Origin of the sequence: Streptomyces tamarix, from assembly GCF_032423885.1 — a bacterium.
GTDB classification, from domain to species: domain Bacteria; phylum Actinomycetota; class Actinomycetes; order Streptomycetales; family Streptomycetaceae; genus Streptomyces; species Streptomyces tamarix.
The window spans coordinates 31,169-47,408 of the sequence record NZ_JAWCTQ010000036.1; the positions used below are offsets into that span (position 1 = coordinate 31,169).

General features: G+C 75.6%; 13 protein-coding genes and 1 pseudogene. 8 read left to right on the forward strand and 6 right to left on the reverse strand.

The features are described from left to right. Positions 1-250: 250 nt before the first annotated feature. The 5 genes and pseudogenes from RND61_RS24090 (at position 251) to RND61_RS24100 (ending at position 5,738) form a co-directional block, all read left to right on the forward strand. Positions 251-1,294 (forward strand): terpene synthase family protein, encoded by a 1,044-nt coding sequence (locus tag RND61_RS24090; protein ID WP_315880163.1) that lies wholly within the window; start codon positions 251-253, stop codon positions 1,292-1,294. Positions 1,295-1,558: 264 nt separating this feature from the next. Continuing rightward, a complete protein-coding gene (locus RND61_RS24095) occupies positions 1,559-2,080 on the forward strand; it encodes a hypothetical protein (RefSeq protein ID WP_315880164.1) in 522 nt (173 codons plus the stop codon). Next, positions 2,077-2,259: pseudogene (locus RND61_RS32745) on the forward strand (cytochrome P450); the annotation flags it as partial. The gene RND61_RS24095 and the pseudogene RND61_RS32745, both read left to right, overlap by 4 nt. Continuing rightward, entirely contained in the window at positions 2,186-2,629 is a 444-nt protein-coding gene (locus RND61_RS32750; RefSeq protein WP_391654024.1) for a cytochrome P450, read from the forward strand. The pseudogene RND61_RS32745 and the gene RND61_RS32750, both read left to right, overlap by 74 nt. 208 nt (positions 2,630-2,837) lie before the next feature. After that, on the forward strand, positions 2,838-5,738 hold the full coding sequence (locus tag RND61_RS24100; protein WP_315880165.1) for an ATP-binding protein: 2,901 nt from the start codon (positions 2,838-2,840) through the stop codon (positions 5,736-5,738). A 57-nt stretch (positions 5,739-5,795) separates the two neighbouring features. Here the strand turns inward: RND61_RS24100 and RND61_RS24105 are convergent, their stop codons facing one another. The 6 genes from RND61_RS24105 to RND61_RS24130 form a co-directional block, all read right to left on the reverse strand. Then, on the reverse strand, positions 5,796-6,611 hold the full coding sequence (locus tag RND61_RS24105; RefSeq protein ID WP_315880166.1) for a class I SAM-dependent methyltransferase: 816 nt from the start codon (positions 6,609-6,611) through the stop codon (positions 5,796-5,798). A 91-nt stretch (positions 6,612-6,702) separates the two neighbouring features. After that, the gene (locus RND61_RS24110) at positions 6,703-7,530 is read right to left on the reverse strand and encodes a pentapeptide repeat-containing protein (protein ID WP_315880167.1); all 828 of its coding nucleotides are present in this window, start codon (positions 7,528-7,530) and stop codon (positions 6,703-6,705) included. A 136-nt stretch (positions 7,531-7,666) separates the two neighbouring features. After that, positions 7,667-8,791 carry a CapA family protein gene (locus RND61_RS24115; RefSeq protein WP_315880168.1) on the reverse strand — a complete coding sequence of 375 codons (1,125 nt, stop codon included), beginning with the start codon at positions 8,789-8,791 and terminating at the stop codon, positions 7,667-7,669. Positions 8,792-9,185: 394 nt separating this feature from the next. Next, complete coding sequence (locus RND61_RS24120) at positions 9,186-10,112, reverse strand: DUF6807 domain-containing protein (RefSeq protein ID WP_315880169.1); 927 nt, start codon at positions 10,110-10,112, stop codon at positions 9,186-9,188. Continuing rightward, positions 10,109-11,323: a Gfo/Idh/MocA family protein gene (locus tag RND61_RS24125; protein WP_315880170.1), complete on the reverse strand. Its 1,215-nt coding sequence runs from the start codon at positions 11,321-11,323 to the stop codon at positions 10,109-10,111. Before RND61_RS24125 ends, RND61_RS24120 begins: the two co-directional genes overlap by 4 nt. 190 nt (positions 11,324-11,513) lie before the next feature. Continuing rightward, entirely contained in the window at positions 11,514-12,485 is a 972-nt protein-coding gene (locus RND61_RS24130) for an acetylxylan esterase (RefSeq protein ID WP_315880171.1), read from the reverse strand. A 162-nt stretch (positions 12,486-12,647) separates the two neighbouring features. Between RND61_RS24130 and RND61_RS24135 the strand changes: the two genes are divergently transcribed. The 3 genes from RND61_RS24135 to RND61_RS24145 all read left to right on the forward strand — a co-directional run bounded on the left by RND61_RS24135 (position 12,648) and on the right by RND61_RS24145 (position 16,226). Beyond that, entirely contained in the window at positions 12,648-13,868 is a 1,221-nt protein-coding gene (locus RND61_RS24135; protein WP_315880172.1) for a glycoside hydrolase family 5 protein, read from the forward strand. A 176-nt stretch (positions 13,869-14,044) separates the two neighbouring features. Beyond that, on the forward strand, positions 14,045-15,346 hold the full coding sequence (locus tag RND61_RS24140) for an alpha/beta fold hydrolase (RefSeq protein ID WP_315880173.1): 1,302 nt from the start codon (positions 14,045-14,047) through the stop codon (positions 15,344-15,346). Positions 15,347-15,458: 112 nt separating this feature from the next. Next, complete coding sequence (locus RND61_RS24145; protein ID WP_315880174.1) at positions 15,459-16,226, forward strand: PIG-L deacetylase family protein; 768 nt, start codon at positions 15,459-15,461, stop codon at positions 16,224-16,226. Positions 16,227-16,240 lie beyond the last annotated feature (14 nt).

A 16,240-nucleotide genomic window follows, 5' to 3' on the forward strand; every position in this document is an offset into this window, starting at 1 on the left:
TGGGCGGAGGGCCGGGGCGTACGGACCGGATCGTGTTGACAGTGCCGATCACCGTACGGGTTAATGGGCGCGAATGGCTTCAAAGTGCGGCTCGTCGTTCCCGCCCGCTCGGGAAACGGGCCGCCCTGCGGCCGGAGTGAGCACGGTACGTCACGGCGAGACGGCCCCCGGTCGCAGGCTCGAATCCGGTGTCCGCCGGGAGCGGGTGGACGGGGAAATGCGGACCGGGATCTTCTCCGGAGGGAGATCAATGCCCCATCTCGACCCTTTCACCGTCCCGGAGTTCCACCTCCCCTTCGAGGGCTCCAAGGAACCGGGGGGTGACCGCGCCAACGCCGAGGCGACCGCCTGGGCCGTCGACCGGGGCCTGGTCGAGGCGGAAGCGGCCGAGCAGTTCGCGGGCATCGGCTTCGGTCACCTCGCCGCCCGCGTCAGCCGCGGCGCCTCCTCCGGGGAACTGGTCCTGCTGGCCGAGTGGATGGCCTGGTCGTTCGTCCTCGACGACCAGCACGACCACCTCATCAGGTCCGGCCGCCTCGACGACTGGAAGCCCCTCTCCGACGCCATCACGCGCCACGTCGGCGGCGGGCCGGCCGACGCGCCGGAACCCGCCCGCGACAACCCGCTGGTGTCCTCCTTCGCCGAACTGTGCGACCGCGTTCTGGCCGGAATGCCCCCCTTGCTCCAGGGCCGTTACCGCCGCCACGTCCCGCGCATGCTGCGCTCCCTCGACGAGGAAGCCGCCAACCGGCGCCCCGGACACCGCCCCGCCGTCGAGGACTACGTCCTGACCCGCCGCCACAGCTCCCAACTCCTGCCCATGATGGACATGGTGGAGGCCGCCCAGGGCATCGAGGTCCCCGACGAGGTCGACGCGAGCCCCGCCCTCACGGAGCTCGCCTGGAGCGCCATCGACGTCATCTCCTGGGGCAACGACGTCTTCTCGCTCCCCAAGGAGTACTCCTGCGGCGACACCAACAATCTCGCCGTCCTCCTCGCCGACGGGCACGGCCTCACCCTGCCCGAGGCCGTACGGGCCGTCGAGGAGCGCATCCGCGCCCGCGTCGAGGACTTCCTCGCCGCCGCCCGCGACCTGCCCCGCGCCCTGGACGCCCTCGGCGTCACCGACCCCGTCGCCCGCGCCGCCGTGGAACGCCGCGTCCGCAGCTACGAGGACTGGATGATCGGCGCCGACCTCTGGCAGCGCCACGACTGCACGCGGTACCGCGACGAGCGGTTCGCCGCGGGGCGCGAAGCCGCGTACACGCGCCCGGACCTGGTCACCGTGGGATGAGACGGCGTCCCACGACCCGTACGCCCACCGGCCGCGCGGCGTTACCCGGCCGCCCGCGCGCGGCCGGCGGCGCGCGCGTGGCGCCCGGCCGGCTGCCCGTCGTCGGCCACGCTCTCCGACGTCGCGGGGACCGATCGCGTTCCTCGAGTCGCTCCGCGGCGTCGTCCGCGTCGTCCACGTCGTCCGTATCGACCTCGGCGGCTGGCCCCTGACGTCCTGACCGACCCGGACCTCATCCACGCCGTCCTCGTCGGCGAGGCCCATGTGTTCGGGCGCGGCAGAATCTTCGAGAAGCTGCGCCCCCTCTTCGGCAACGGCACCGCCACCACCGACGGGGCGCTCCACCGAAGGCGGCGCCGGCCCCTGCAACCGGCCTTCCGGCGCGACCGCCTCTCCCGGTACGCCGAGCTGATGTGCCGCGAGGCGGACGCCGTGGCCGCCTCCTGGACCCCCGGCCGGGAGGTCCGCGTGGACCGGGAGATGCGCCGGTCCGCCCTCTCCGCCGTCGCCGGGATGACCTTCTCCGGCGACGTGGACCGGCCCGCCGTCCGGGAGGTCCACCGGTCCTTCCCGATCGTCCTGGAGGGCACGCTCGTCCGCACCGTCATGCCCAAGGCGTTCGACCGCCTGCCCGTCCCCCTGAACCGGCGCTTCACGGCGCCGCCACCCGCCTGCGCGCCATCGTCGACGAGGTCGTCGCCGGGTGCGGCCCCGGGGAGCGCGGCCACGACGACCTCGTCCCGCTGCTGCCGACCGGCACCGACCCGGAGACCGGCGGCACGATGAGCGCCGAACAGGTCCGCGACGAACTCGTCACCCTCCTGTTCGGCGGCACGGAGACGGCCTCCACCACCCTCTCCTGGATCTTCCACGAACTCGCCCGCCACCCGGATGTGGAGGAGCGCCTCCACGCCGAGGTCGACACGGTCGTCGGCGACCGCCCCGTACGCCCCGGGGACCTCGCCTCGCTCACGTACGCCAAGAGCGTCTTCGAGGAGTCCCCGCGGCTCCGCTCGCCCCTGCTGTTCACCCGGCGGCCCCCCCACCCCGGTCACCCTGGGCGGCGTCGACATCCCCGCCGGCACCGAACCGGCCCACAGCCCCTACGCGCTCCACCGCGACCCGGACCTCTTCCCGAACCCCACGGCCTTCGACACGGAACGGTGGAACGACGCCGACCCGTCCCGGATGCCGCCGCGCCCGGGCAGCTCCATCCCGTTCGGCGCGGGCCGGCACACGCGCATCGGGGACGCCTTCGCCGTCGCGGAGATCCTCTCCGCCGTGGCGAGCGTGGCCCGGCGGCGGCGCCTGGCACACGCCCCGGCACCACCGTGAAGGAGGTCCCCGCCGGCATCCCGCTGCCCGACGCGCTGCCCATGATCCCCGTGCCGCGCCGCTGAACCGCCGCCCGGGCGAACACGCCAGCGAAGGATACAGCGCCACCCCCGTACGAATGGCGGTGTTCCGGGAAGAATGGTGATCCACGGCAACTTCCCGTGTCCTTGCGCCTACACTCGGCCGCACGTGCTGGAGGGGGCAAGTCATGACAACGGCCGGAGGGCGGCGGGGAAGCGACGCGACCCCGCTGCTGGAACGGGAGTCCGAGCTCCTCACCATCGAGTGCGCGCTCGACGACCTGTGCGGCACGCCCTCCGAGGGCGGGCGCCCGTCCCGGCAGGGCGGGGTGATCGGGTTCGCCGGACCGGCGGGCCTGGGCAAGACCACGCTCCTCACCCGCCTCCGCCGGTCCGCCGCCGCCCGCGGCTGCACCGTGCTCTCCGCACGCGGCGGCGAGCAGGAGCGCCAGGTCCCGTTCCACGTGATGCGCCAGCTCGTCCAGCCCGCCTTCGCCGCCATGCCGGAGGACGAACGCCGCGAGATCCTCGGCGACTGGTACGACATCGTCGCGCCGGCCACGGGGCTGTCCGCACCCAAGCCCGACGCCAACCCCGACCCGCAGGGCGTCCGCGACGGACTGGACTGGGTCGTCACCAACCTCTCCGTACGCAGCGGCCCCGTCGTCCTCACCGTCGACGACGTCCACTGGGTCGACTCCGAGTCCCTCGCCTGGCTCATCGCCTTCGCCGCCCGCGCCGGGGAGCTCGGCATACTGATCGCCGTCGCATGCCGCCCCGACGAACTCCCGTCCGACGCCCTCCCCCTGCACAACCTCGTCGCGCGCAACCGCTCCCGCGCCCACGAACTGGCCCCGCTCACCGCCGCCGCCGTGAGCCGCATCGTCCGCGCCACCCTCGGGGAACACGCCGACGAACTGTTCTGCCGCGAATGCTGGGCCATCACCGGAGGCAACCCCTTCGAGGTCGTCGAGCTCACCGCGAAGGGCAACGCCCGCGGCCTCGTCCCGCGCGAGGAGAACATCCCGCAACTCCGCGACCTCGCCTCCGCCGTCAAGGGCAACGGCCTCATAGAACGCCTCGAACAGCTCGGCCCCTCCGCCGTCCGCCTCGCCTGGGCCGCCGCGGTCGTCGGCAGCGGCGTCCCCGCCGGCATCGTCGGGACCGTCGCCGCGCTCGGCGACGCCCAACTCGACGACGCCGTCGACCTGCTGGACACGGCCCGCATCCTGACGGTCCTGCCCAACCTGAAGCGCGAGCGGGTCGTCGAGTTCTACCACCCGCTGATCGCCACCGCCGTGTACCGGTCGATACCGCACGGCGTACGCGTCGGCATGCACGGCGTGGCCGCCCAGGCCCTCGTCGACGAGGGGCACGGCGCCGCGGCCGCCGCCCGCCACATGCTCGAGATGCACCCGGAGGGCGACCCCTGGGTCGTCCAGCAGCTCCGCCGCGCGGCCCGCGACAGCTTCTCCGCGGGCGCGCCCGACGCGGCCCGCCGCTACCTCGCCCGCGCCCTGCGCGAACCCCCGGACATCGAGGACCGCGCGCAGGTCCTGTTCGAACTCGGCTCCGCCAACCTGCCGCACGAGCCCGCCACCACCGTCAACCAGCTGCGCGCCGCTCTGGAGGAACCCAAGATCGGGCAGGACCTGCGCGAGGTCGTCACGTACCGGCTCGCCCAGGCTCTCGTCCACACCGGCCAGATGGACCAGGCCACCGGCCTCCTCACCGAGGAGGCCCACCGCACCACCAGCGCCCGCACGCGCCTGCGCATGCAGGCCGAGCAGTTCAAGTGGAACGCGGTCAACGCCGCCGAGCACGACTCGCACGGCCGCTCCCGTCTGCTGTCCCAGCTCGCCAGACGCCTCACCGGCCGCGACCTCGCGGAACGGCACATCCTCGGCCTGCGCGCCTGGGACGTCGTCCTGCGCGGCGAGCCCGTCGCCCAGTCCCTCCACTACGCCGACCGGGCCCTGCGCGGCGGGATGAGCTGGACCGACCAGGACTTCGGCTTCGAGGTGCCGGCCGTCGTCGCCCTCACGCTGGTGTACTGCGACCAGCCCGGCCGGGCCGAGGAGCTGTTCCACGACGGCATCGCGGAGTTCGAGGCGAAGGGCTGGCGCGGCGCCCACCTCTCCTTCGCGTACACGCTCCTCGGCTACATCCGCTACCGGCGCGGACGGCTCGCGGAGGCCGAGGACTTCGTGCGCAGCGGACTGCAGATCGCCGACCGCGTCGGCCGCGGCGTCCCCGCCCAGCTGTACGCGATCGGTACCCTCGTCGAGACGCTCCTCGCCCGGGGCCGCATCGACGCGGCCCAGCGGATCGCCGACGGCTACCGGTTCGGCGAGGACCTCCCCAAGACCGTCATCTACCCCGACCCGCAGGCCGTCCGCGGCAAGCTCCTGCTGGCCTGCGGCAGGATCGACGAGGCGGTCCAGCAGTTGACGGCGGCCGGCGACCGGCTCGAGCAGCGCGGCACGCGCAACCCGGCCTGGAGCCCCTGGCAGCTGGACCTCGCCCTGGCCCTGGCCGGCCACCGGCCCGAGGAGGCGCGGCGCCACGCCGACGAGGCCGTCGCCCGGGCCCGCGGGTTCGGCACCGCCAGCGCGATCGGCCAGGCCCTGCGGGTCGCCGCGGCGGTCTCCGAGCCGGCCCGCGCGATCCCGCTGCTCGCCGAGGCCGTCGACCACCTGGAGCAGTCGCCCTCCGCGTACGAGCTGGCGCACGCGCTGGTCGACCACGGCACGGCGCTGCGCTCCGTCGGCGACCTCGACCAGGCCGCGCAGCGCCTCTACCGCGGCATGGAGACCGCCGCCGCCTGCGGTGCGGACACCCTCGTCACCCGGGCCCGCGACCAGCTCGCCGCCGCCGGCCTGCGGCCCCGGCGCCCGCTGCCCGTCGAGCGGGACACCCTCACCACCCGGGAGGAGGCGGTCTCCCTGCTCGCCGCGGAGGGCCTCGACAACGCGGCCATCGCCGACCGCCTCGACAGCGACGAGCGGACCGTGTCGGAGCTGCTGTCGGCGGTGTTCACCAAGCTCGGCACCGACCGGCCCGGCCTGCGCCGCTGCATCGGCCTGTGACCCCGTCCGCCGGGCGGCGCCCAGGCCCCGGCCGGGGCACGCCGGAGGGGTGGTGGTTCAGCGGACCGCCCGGTCGGCGTCCGGCTGCGGATGGGTGACCCGGAGCTTCGACTGGCCGTGCGGCAGCCGCTCCCAGTCCTCCATGAACCGCGCCTCCAGACCGTGCCTCCGCGCCAGCCGCACCAGCGTCTCGGTCCGGTAGTAGAAGTCCTCCCGCAGCACCTGGTGTTCGGCCCCCTCCGTGCGGTCGAAGGTGAAGTCGAAGAACCCGCCCGGCGCCAGCACCCGCCCCACGTGCGCCAGGCACTCGTCGATCACCTCCAGCGGCGAGTGCGAGAACACGCTGTGCGCGTGCACCACCGTGAACCAGCCGTCCGGCAGGAAGTCCAGCCGCAGGTCGTCCACCGGCGTCAGGTACGGCATCCGGTCCTGCAGCCCGTACCGCACCAGCGTCTTCTTCGCCTCGATCAGGATGTCCGGCGAGATGTCGATCCCGTAGTAGTGCCCCGGCTCCAGGTGCTCGATGAACCGCCACCCCGCCCGCAGGTTGCCGCACCCGATCTCCAGCATCCGGTCCTGCGGGCGCAGCCCGTGCTCCACCAGGTAGTCGAACTGCATCCGGCCGACGGCCAGCCACCGCTCCCGCGACGGCCCGCCGCCCACCGCCGCCTCCGGGCTGCGCGCCGTGTCGCTCGCCATCACCGCCCGGTAGTACGCCACGTGGTCGCCGCCGCTGCGCAGCCGCAGCCACAGGTCGCGGCCCGCCCGCCGCACGTACGGGACGATCCGCTCCGGGTGCCGCAGCGCGTACCGCGCCTTGTACGACGGCCTGGACCGGTCCGTCCACGGTCGAGCCGATCCGCTCCGCGGCATGGCGCCCTCCTGGATGTGTCTTCCGCGTGCCGGACATCTGCCCGGTCCACGGTGCACCGCGCGGCGCGCGGGACGGCCGGGACACGCCGTGCTACGCCGCCCAGTGCCCCGGGCGCCGCAGCGCGGCGGGGATCCTCGTCGCGCCGTCGCCCCGCGCGGCGGTCAGCTGCGGCTGCGTCAGGAACAGCGCCCCCGTCAGGTCGGCGCCGGACAGGTCGGCGTCCCGCAGGTCCGCGCCGATCAGGTCGGCCTCGCGCAGGTCGGCCCCCGCCAGGTCGGCGGCGATCAGGCAGGCGCCGCGCAGACTGGCGCCCCGCAGCTTCGCGCCGCGCAGCCGCGCCCCCATCAGATCGGCGCCCCGGCGGTCCTTGCGGCGCCCCGGCACACCGGCCCTGGCCAGCTCGCTGGCGCGCAGCAGCAGGACGTTCACCTCCGCCCGCAGCGCCGGCACGTCCAGGGCCAGCAGGGCCTCCGCGCCGCCGCGGGTCAGGGCGTCGATCTCGTCGTGGCGGCGGCGAAGCTCCCGGTGCACGGGCCGCGCCGCCGCGAGGTCCAGCGCCTCCGCCGCGTACCGCAGCAGTTCGTGCAGCTGCCGCATGACGGGGAACACCGCGAACATCGTGCGCGCCGAGTCCGGCTCGGCCCGCCAGTCGCGGCCGCCGAACGTCACCCGGGACACCTTCTGGCCGGCGCCGAAGCAGTCGAAGACCGTGCAGCCCGGGTAGCCGCTGTCGCGCAGCCGCGCGTGGATGCCGCAGCGGAAGCCGTCGCCGAGGTTTCCGCAGGGCGTTCCGGCGGGCTTGTCGGCGGCGAAGTCGGCGGACCTGGCGAAGGGCAGTGCCACACAGCAGAGCCCGAAGCAGCTGGCGCAGTCGGCCCGCAGGTCGGTTCGGTCGGTGTGCGGGGTGCGGGCGGACACGGCGGGCGGTCTCCTACGGGCGGTGCGGGCGGTGCCCGGCGGGGCGTACGGACGTGCCCATTGTCCCCTCCCGGGGGACCGGCCCCCGCCCGCTCCCCGCGGGGGCGGCGCGGGTCGCGCGGGCCCGGGCGGCCGGTCAGACCGGCACCGCCCGCAGCGACCCGCCCCGCTCCCGGGGCCCGGCCACCACGCGCACCCCGAAACCGCGGCTCACCCGGTCCAGGGTGGCCCGCAGCCAGTCGCGTTCGGCGTCCGACGCGTGCTCCAGGCGCAGTTGCCGCGCCCGTACGGGAGCCATCCGCAGCGAGGCCAGCCGGCCCGTGTCCGGCTCCAGCGCCGCGAAGTACAGCAGGCGCAGGTCGTCGCGGTACTCCTCGTACCCGGTGATGCCCTCGTAGTCGTCGACGAGGTCGCCGCAGCCGTACAGGACCAGCTTGCCCCGGTACACCTCCAGCGGGCGCGGGTGGTGCGAGGAGTGGCCGTGCACCACGTCCACCCCGCCGTCGACCAGCGCGTGCGCGAACCGCACCTGGCCGTCCGGCACCCCGTACCCCCAGTTGGAGCCCCAGTGCACGGAGACCACCACGAGGTCGCCGGGCCGCCGGGCCTCCCGCACCCGGCGTACGACGTCCCCGGCGGCGGCCCCGGTCGCGGCGGGCACGAGGTCCACCCCGGGCCGGCCGGGCGCGGCCGCCCACTCCTCGGGGACGCCGCTCGACGGCATCCCGCACGCGAACACCAGCACCCGTCGCCCGCCGGGCAGGGGGACGGCGGCGGGGCGGCGCGCCTCCGCGAGGTCCCGGCCGGCGCCCGCCGTCCGCAGCCCCGCCGCGGCCAGGGCGTCGAGGGTGTCCAGCAGCCCCCGCCGGCCGAAGTCCAGGACGTGGTTGTTGGCGAGCACGCAGACGTCGGGCCGGGCGGCGGCCAGCGACGGCAGGTTCTCGGGCGCCATCCGGTAGTGCACCGCCTTGCCCGGCTCCGGGGCGCCCCGGCGGGTGACGGCCGTCTCCAGGTTCACCACGCGCACCTGCGGCGCCGCCTCGTCGAGCAGCGGCAGCGCCACGCCCCACGGCCAGGACGGGGCGGCGGGGCGCGGCACGGGGCCGTGCGCGGCCTCGGCGAGCGCCACGTACGCGCGGGCGTCGCCGACGTAATCCTCCCACAGGGTGGGGTCACCGGGGCGGGGCAGGATCTGGTCGACCCCGCGCCCGAGCATCACGTCGCCGCAGAGGAAGAGGGTCACCGCCGGTTCCCCGCGCATGCCTCCACCGTAGACCGGCAGCCCCGGCGACCGGGCGGGTGAGCGGCCGCGGCCACGATCGCGCGCGGCGGGGCCGCGGCGCGGAGGCCGCCGCCGCGGACGCCTCCGGCTCCCCGGGCGGCGCCGGACCCGCCGCCCGGGGCGGAGGCCACCGGCGGGGCGGCCCCGCGGCCGGACCGGGAGCCGTGCGGCCGCGGCTCCGTCAGGTGCCGCCGCCGCACGGGGGCGACCGGCGTGGACCCTGCGGTGGGCGCGGGTCGTGACGGGCCCTTCCACCGGACGGCCGGTCCGCGTTCGCCGCGCCCGGCGGGTGCCCGCGCCGGACCGCGGGCACCGGGGGCCTCTCCGCCCCGCTTCCCGGACCGGCCTCCCGCCGCCCGGGCGGCGGGTTCCGTCACCAGGCCAGGGCCGCCAGGCGCGCGGTGATCCGGGTCCGGTCCCAGGCCCCGTCCGCGACGAGGACCCGGTAGCGGCGGGCCAGGGTCTCGCCGGGCGGCAGCACCAGCTCGCGGTGGAACGCGAACGACGGCGCGACCGCCGCGAACGGCTCGCTGCGGACGAACCAGTGCGCCGGGTGTGCGCCGCCCGCACCGGTGTGGTCGTTCTCCGGGGCGTGCGCGAAGACGAGCGTGGCGTGCCCGTCGGCCCCGTCGTGCTCCCCGGTGTACGCGAGCCACTCCGCCCGCGCCCCCATCAGCGCGTCGCCCTCGGCGTCCGGGCCGACGACCGCGCCGCCCCGGAAGGCCCGGGGGCCGCGCCAGAACAGTCCGGTGTACCCGGCCATCTCGCGCCCCCGCGTCGTGGGGCTGCCGAACCGCAGCGGCTCGGCACGCCGGTTGGTCACCGCCGAGGACCAGGTCAGCGCCCAGCAGCCGGCTGCCGGGTCCACGTCGTGGACCTCGATCCGGCGCAGTTCGTCGGCCCACAGCTCCCCGCCGTACGGGTGCCAGGTCAGCCGTTCCTCGACGGTGACCCGGCCGTCCTGCTCGTCGCACCGGTCGAACGACCGGTGCGCCATGGACCCGACCCGCTCCGGCAGGGCGACGTACCCCTCGCCCGGCACGTACGTGTCGCCGCCCCACAGGTTCTGCCCGGACAGGTACGAGGCCGTCATCTGCAGGCCCTTGTGCCAACGGTGGTCGTTGGGCCGGTACCCGGTGACGGTGTGCCCGGCGAGGGTGCGCAGCGGGTGCGCGTACGGCTTCGGTGCCTCCCAGGCGGCCTCGGGCCGGTAGACGTACCGCATCAGTTCGACGTCGCCGACGAGGACCGACACGTGGTCGCCGTGCGCGTGCACGATCCGGGGCCGGGTGCCGCTCACCGCGCGGCCCCTTCGTGGGCCGCCGCCGTGCCGCCGGCCGGGGCGGGCACGGGCACCGCCGTGGCGGCGGGCGCGGGTTCGGCGGCGGGCGCGGATCGGGGGGCCCAGCCGGGGGTGCCGCCGTGCAGCGACGCGTAGAACGGATCGCCCGGCCCGATGTCCCCGGCCCGTACCGCCGTCCCGGTGAACGCCGACTTGTACAGGGCGGCGACGAGTTCGAGGCTCTTGCGGCCGTCCGGGCCGCTGCTGCGGGGGCGGCGCCCGGCGCGCAGGTCGGCGAGGAGGCCGCGCAACTGCGCCAGGTGGGAGCTGGGCTCGTCGGGGCCGAAGTCCCGCCAGCGGGCGGCCTCCGCCGGATCGACGCCGGGGGCGGGGGTGATGCGCCAGTCGGCGTTGCCGTACCCGTACAGGTGGGTCAGCTCGACGGTGGCGCGCTCGCAGTCGATCCGGACGCGGCTCACCTCGTCGGGGCTCAGCACGCTGTTGACGACCGTGGCCAGCGCGCCGCCGGCGAACCGGACCAGCGCCGTGGCCACGTCCTCCGTCTCCACGTCGTGGACGAGCCGCCCGGCCATGGCGCGGATCTCCTCCCACGGGCCGAGCAGGTCCAGCAGCAGGTCCATCTGGTGGATGCCGTGGCCCATGGACGTCCCGCCGCCCTCGGTGTCCCAGCGGCCGCGCCAGGGCACCGCGTAGTACTCGGTGTCGCGGTACCAGGTGGTCTGGCAGTGGGCGACCAGCGGCCGGCCCAGCGCGCCCTCGGCGAGCAGCCGCCCGACGTGCCGGGCGCCGGACCCGAACCGGTGCTGGAAGACGATCGCCGCGTACGGGCCGGGCCCGGGACCCGCGCCCTCCGCCGCCTCCATCGCGTCGAAGTCGGCCAGCGACGGGCACGGCGGCTTCTCGCACCACACCCACGCCCCGGCGCGCAGCGCGGCGACGGTCTGGTCGCGGTGGAAGCGGGGCGGGGTGCACAGCACGACCAGGTCCGGCCGGCGTTCGGCCAGCATCAGGTCGTAGTCCGTGTACGCGTGCGGGATGCCGCCCTCCCGGCAGAACACCGCGACCGACCCGGCGTCCACGTCGCACGCGGCCACCACCTCCAGCGGCTGCTCGGCCGCGAGCGCGGCGAGGGCCGGCAGATGGCTGTGCCGGGCGATGGCCCCGGTCCCGACGACGGCGACGCGGACGGTGTCCGTACGGGACGTCACCCCCACCCCCCAGACATGTAGTAAGCGCTTTCTCCGGCCGGAGAGAACCTAGGTCCGGGGCGGCTCCCCGTCAAGCCCGGGGGAGGGGCGGGTCCGTCGGCCGGGCGCCGGACGGTCGGGTGCCGGGCGGCGGGGCCCCCGGCGGTCGGGTGCCGGGCGGTCGGGCGGCGGGTCCGGCCGGCCGGGCGGGTCAGGCCGTGAGCCTGCCCGGCAACCAGCGGAGCTGCGCCGCCTGCTGGTACGCCTCGCCGCCCTCGTGGTCGTTGAAGGCGTACACCTCGATCCCCTTGTCGTCGTGCGCGTACGCGTTGAACGCCGCGAACACCGTCGACGGCGGGCACGTCAGGTCCTCCAGCGCGGCGGAGAACAGCGCCGGCGCCGTCGCGCGCGCCGCGAAGTGCACCCCGTCGAAGTAGGCGAGCGTCCGCGCCACCCGCTCGACCTTCCCGCGGTGGGTCTTGAGGTACTGGCCGATCTCCCGGTACGGGTGGCGGTCCGTCACCGTCGTCGCGCGCGGGAAGTCGCACAGGAACGGCACGTCGGGCGCGACCGCCGCCAGGTCCGGCACGAGCCCGGCCACGGCCAGGGAGATCCCGCCGCCCTGGCTCGTCCCGATCGCCGCCGTGCGCGACGCGTCCGTCAGCGGGTGCGACCGGGCGGCCTCCACGGCGCGCACCGCGTCGGTGAACACCCGCCGGTAGTAGTACGTCGCGGGGTCCTCGACGCCCCGGGTCATGAAGCCGGGCACGGAGGGGGCGCTGCCCACCGGGTCGGGGGTGTCCCCGCCCGCCCAGCCGCTGCCCTGTCCCCGGGTGTCCATGACGAAGTGCGCGAACCCGGCCGACGCCCACAGCAGGTGGGTGTGCGGCAGGCCGCGCCCGCCGCCGTACCCGACGAACTCGACGACCACCGGCACCGGTTCGGTGGTCCCGGCGGGTATGACCAACCAGCCCTTGACGGGGTGGCCCCCGAAGCCGGCGAAGGTGACGTCGTGCACGTCCACGGTGGAGAGGCCCGTGTCGACCGGTTCGAAGCGCGCGTCGAGTGGGTGGGAGCGGCCCTCCTCCAGGGTCTTCGCCCAGAACGCGTCGAAGTCCTCGGGCTCCACGGACGAACTCCGGTAGGCGCGCAGCTCGTCGAGGGGAAGGTCGAAACGTGCCATCGGGCACCCTCCTTGATCATCGCAAACGGACGAGCGCACCCTACGCGCCCCGGCCGGGGTTCCGTCAGGGGCCTTGCGGGACCGTCGGGCGAGCTGCTACCCCTTGGTTAGGAAAGTTTCCTTCCAGTCCTCGGCTCTCAGCCCGTCCGCATCGGAGGCCCCATGAGATCGGCACGGACCTGGACAGGAGGGCTCGGCACGGCCGCCGGCGCCCTCGCCACCGCCCTGTTCCTCGGGCTCACCACCGCCCCCGCGGCCCCCGCCGCCCCCGCGCCCGCCGCTCGGACCGCCCCGCCCGTCGCCCCCGCGCCCGCCACGGCGTACGGGGCCGAGCGGGCGCCCGCCCCGGGTGCCACCGTGGCGTCAGGTCGCACCGGTTCCACCGGCACCGGCTCCGCCGGCCACGGCGCGACCGCCGCCGCCACCGCTCCGGCCGCCGCCACCACTCCGGCCGCCGTCAACGGCCGGCTGAAGGTCTGCGGCACGAAGCTCTGCAACCAGTACGGCAAGCCCGTCCAGTTGCGCGGCATGTCCACGCACGGCCTGCAGTGGTACGGCCGGTGCGTCACGCCCGGCTCCCTCGACGCCCTCGCCGGCGACTGGAGGGCCGACGTCCTGCGCGTCTCCCTGTACGTCCAGGAAGGCGGCTACGAGACCGACCCGCGCAGGTACACCGACCTGGTCCACTCCGTCATCGAACAGGCCACCGCGCGCGGGATGTACGCCATCGTCGACTGGCACATGCTGAGCCCCGGCGACCCTTACCACAACCTCAGCCGCGCCAAGACGTTCTTCACCGAGATCGCCCAGCGCCACCGCGGCAAGACGAACCTGCTGTACGAGATCGCCAACGAGCCCAGCGGCGTGAGCTGGTCCCGGATCAAGGGCTACGCCGAGGAGCTGATCCCGGTGATCCGCGCCCACGACCCGAACACCCCGGTCCTCGTCGGCACCCGCGCCTGGTCGTCGCTGGGCGTCTCCGAGGGCGCCGACGAGTCGGAGGTCGTGGCGAACCCGGTGAACGCCGCCAACATCATGTACACGTTCCACTTCTACGCCTCCTCGCACCGCGACGCGTACCTGGCCACGCTCTCCCGCGCCGCCGACAGGCTGCCCGTCTTCGTCACCGAGTTCGGCACGCAGAACTACGCGGGCGAGGGCGACGACGACTTCGCCATGGCGCAGCGCTACCTCGACCTGATGGCCGCGAAGAAGATCAGCTGGGTCAACTGGAACTTCTCCGACGACCACCGCACCGGCGCCGTCTTCAAGACCGGCACCTGCGCGAACAACGGCCCCTGGGCCGGCACGGCGCCGCTGAAGCCCGCCGGGGTGTGGGTCCGCGACCGGATCCGGACCCCGGACGACTTCCCGACGGGCTGACCCGCCGACCGGCCCTTCCCGGTCTCCATCCGCTCCCATCCGTCTCCATCCGCCTCCACCCGCCCCCGCCCGCCGCGGACCGCTGTGGTCCACTGTGCGGGCGGGGGCCGCGACCGTCCGGCCGCGCGCCGCCCACGCGCGCCCCGGCGCGCCACGAGCACCAGACAGGAGGAGCAGTGCCCCGTTACCGCCAGCCCGGCGTCGTCCTGACCGACCACCACTTCACCGTCCCCCTCGACCACGCCGACCCCTCCGGCGAGCAGATCGAGGTGTACGGACGCGAAGTCGTCGCCGCCGGGCGCACGGACGCGGACCGCCTGCCGTGGCTGGTGTACCTGGAGGGCGGCCCCGGCTGCGCGGCCCGCCGCTTCACCGGCAACCAGGCGTGGCTGGCCCGCGCCGTCCAGGAGTACCGCGTGCTCCTCCTCGACCAGCGCGGCACCGGCCGGTCCACCCCGGCTAACCGGCAGACGCTGCCGCTGCGCGGCGGCCCGGCCGACCAGGCCCGCTACCTGGCCCACTTCCGCGCCGACTCCATCGTGCGCGACTGCGAACTGATCCGCCGCCGCCTCACCGGCGGCGCACCGTGGACCGTCCTCGGCCAGAGCTTCGGCGGCTTCTGCGCCACCCACTACCTGTCCACCGCGCCCGAGGGCCTCGACACGGTGCTCGTCACCGGCGGCCTGCCGTCCCTCGACGCCACCGCCGACGACGTCTACCGCGCCGCGTACCCGCGCGTCCGGCGCAAGAACGAGGCGCACTACGACCGCTACCCGCAGGACGTCGAACGGGCCCGCCGGATCGCCGCCCACCTCGCCGAGCGCCCCGCCGTCCTCCCGGACGGGTACCGGCTGACGGTCGAGGCGTTCCAGTCCCTCGGCATCCTCCTCGGCGGCGGCGACGGCAGCCACCAGTTGCACTACCTCCTGGAGGACGCCTTCGTCCCCACCCCCTCCGGCGCCGCGCTGTCCGACACGTTCCTGGAGGCCGTGCGCTCCCAGCTCTCCTTCGCGTCCCGGCCGCTGTACGCCGTCCTCCACGAGGCCATCTACGCCCAGGGGAAGGGCCCGACCGGCTGGGCCGCCGAGCGGGTGCGCGGGGAGTTCCCGGAGTTCGACCCGATGGCCGCCCTCGCGGGCGACGCCCCGCTCCTGTTCACCGGGGAGACCGTCCACCCCTGGCACTTCGAGTCCGACCCGGCCCTGCGGCCCCTGCGGGAGGCCGCCGACCTGCTCGCCGCCCGCGCCGACTGGCCCGCCCTGTACGATCCGGCGCGCCTCGCCGCGAACACCGTGCCGGTCGCCGCGGCCGTCTACCACGACGACATGTACGTCGACACGGCCCACTCCCTGGAGACCGCCCGCGCCGTCCGCGGCCTGCGCACCTGGGTGACGGACGAGTACGAGCACGACGGCGTGCGGGCGAGCGGCACCCGGGTCCTGGACCGCCTCCTGTCCCTGGCCCGCGGCGAGGTCTGACGCCGCCCGCGCACCCGGGAGGCGCGGGCGTCCCGCCGGCACGGCCGGGGGCGTGCCGGCGGGGCGGCGCGGGAAGACCCGTACGCGGCCGGGCCGACCGTATCCTGCGCGCATGAGCGATCAGGACAACCCGTCGGCGGACCGCCGGGAGGCCGCCCCGCTCCGGCCGATGCCCGAGGACTGGCGCAAGGCGCTCGCCGTCGTCGCGCACCCCGACGACCTGGAGTACGGCTGCTCCGCGGCCGTCGCCGGCTGGACCGACGCCGGGCGCGAGGTGGTGTACGTGCTCGCCACGCGCGGCGAGGCGGGGATCGACGGCCTCGCGCCCGCCGTCTGCGGTCCGCTGCGCGAGCGGGAGCAGCGGGCGAGCGCGGCGGTCGTCGGCGTCGGCGAGGTGGAGTTCCTCGGCCACGAGGACGGCGTCGTCGCGTACGGGACCGGCCTGCGCCGGGACGTCGCCGCCGCGATCCGCCGCCACCGCCCCGAGCTGGTGATCACGCTCAACCACCGCGACACCTGGGGCGGCGCCACCTGGAACACCCCCGACCACGTCGCCGTGGGTCGCGCCGTCCTCGACGCGGCCGCCGACGCGGGCAACCGCTGGATCTTCCCCGAACTGGCCGAGCGGGGCCTCGAACCCTGGGACGGGGTCCGCTGGGTCGCCGTCGCCGGGTCCCCCCGCCCCACCCACGCCGTCGACGCGCGGCCCGGCCTGGAGCGCGCCGTGCGCTCCCTGCTGGAGCACCGCACGTACATCGAGGCGCTGACGGGCGAGGAGCCGGAGGCGTACTGCCGGAACCTCCTCACCGGCGGCGCCGGGGCGGCGGCCGGACGGTTCGGCGGCGTGCCCGCCGTCACCTTCGAGCTGTTCCCGCGCTGACCGCGCTGACCGCG

Bases quoted from the DNA above. Each gene is read 5' to 3' on its own strand.
- RND61_RS24135 (WP_315880172.1), top strand. From the start codon at position 12,648: ATGAGATCGGCACGGACCTGGACAGGAGGGCTCGGCACGGCCGCCGGC.
- RND61_RS32750 (WP_391654024.1), top strand. From the start codon at position 2,186: ATGTGGAGGAGCGCCTCCACGCCGAGGTCGACACGGTCGTCGGCGACC.
- RND61_RS24145 (WP_315880174.1), top strand. From the start codon at position 15,459: ATGAGCGATCAGGACAACCCGTCGGCGGACCGCCGGGAGGCCGCCCCG.
- RND61_RS24105 (WP_315880166.1), bottom strand. From the start codon at position 6,611: ATGCCGCGGAGCGGATCGGCTCGACCGTGGACGGACCGGTCCAGGCCG.
- RND61_RS24115 (WP_315880168.1), bottom strand. From the start codon at position 8,791: ATGCGCGGGGAACCGGCGGTGACCCTCTTCCTCTGCGGCGACGTGATG.
- RND61_RS24130 (WP_315880171.1), bottom strand. From the start codon at position 12,485: ATGGCACGTTTCGACCTTCCCCTCGACGAGCTGCGCGCCTACCGGAGT.
- RND61_RS24090 (WP_315880163.1), top strand. From the start codon at position 251: ATGCCCCATCTCGACCCTTTCACCGTCCCGGAGTTCCACCTCCCCTTC.
- RND61_RS24100 (WP_315880165.1), top strand. From the start codon at position 2,838: ATGACAACGGCCGGAGGGCGGCGGGGAAGCGACGCGACCCCGCTGCTG.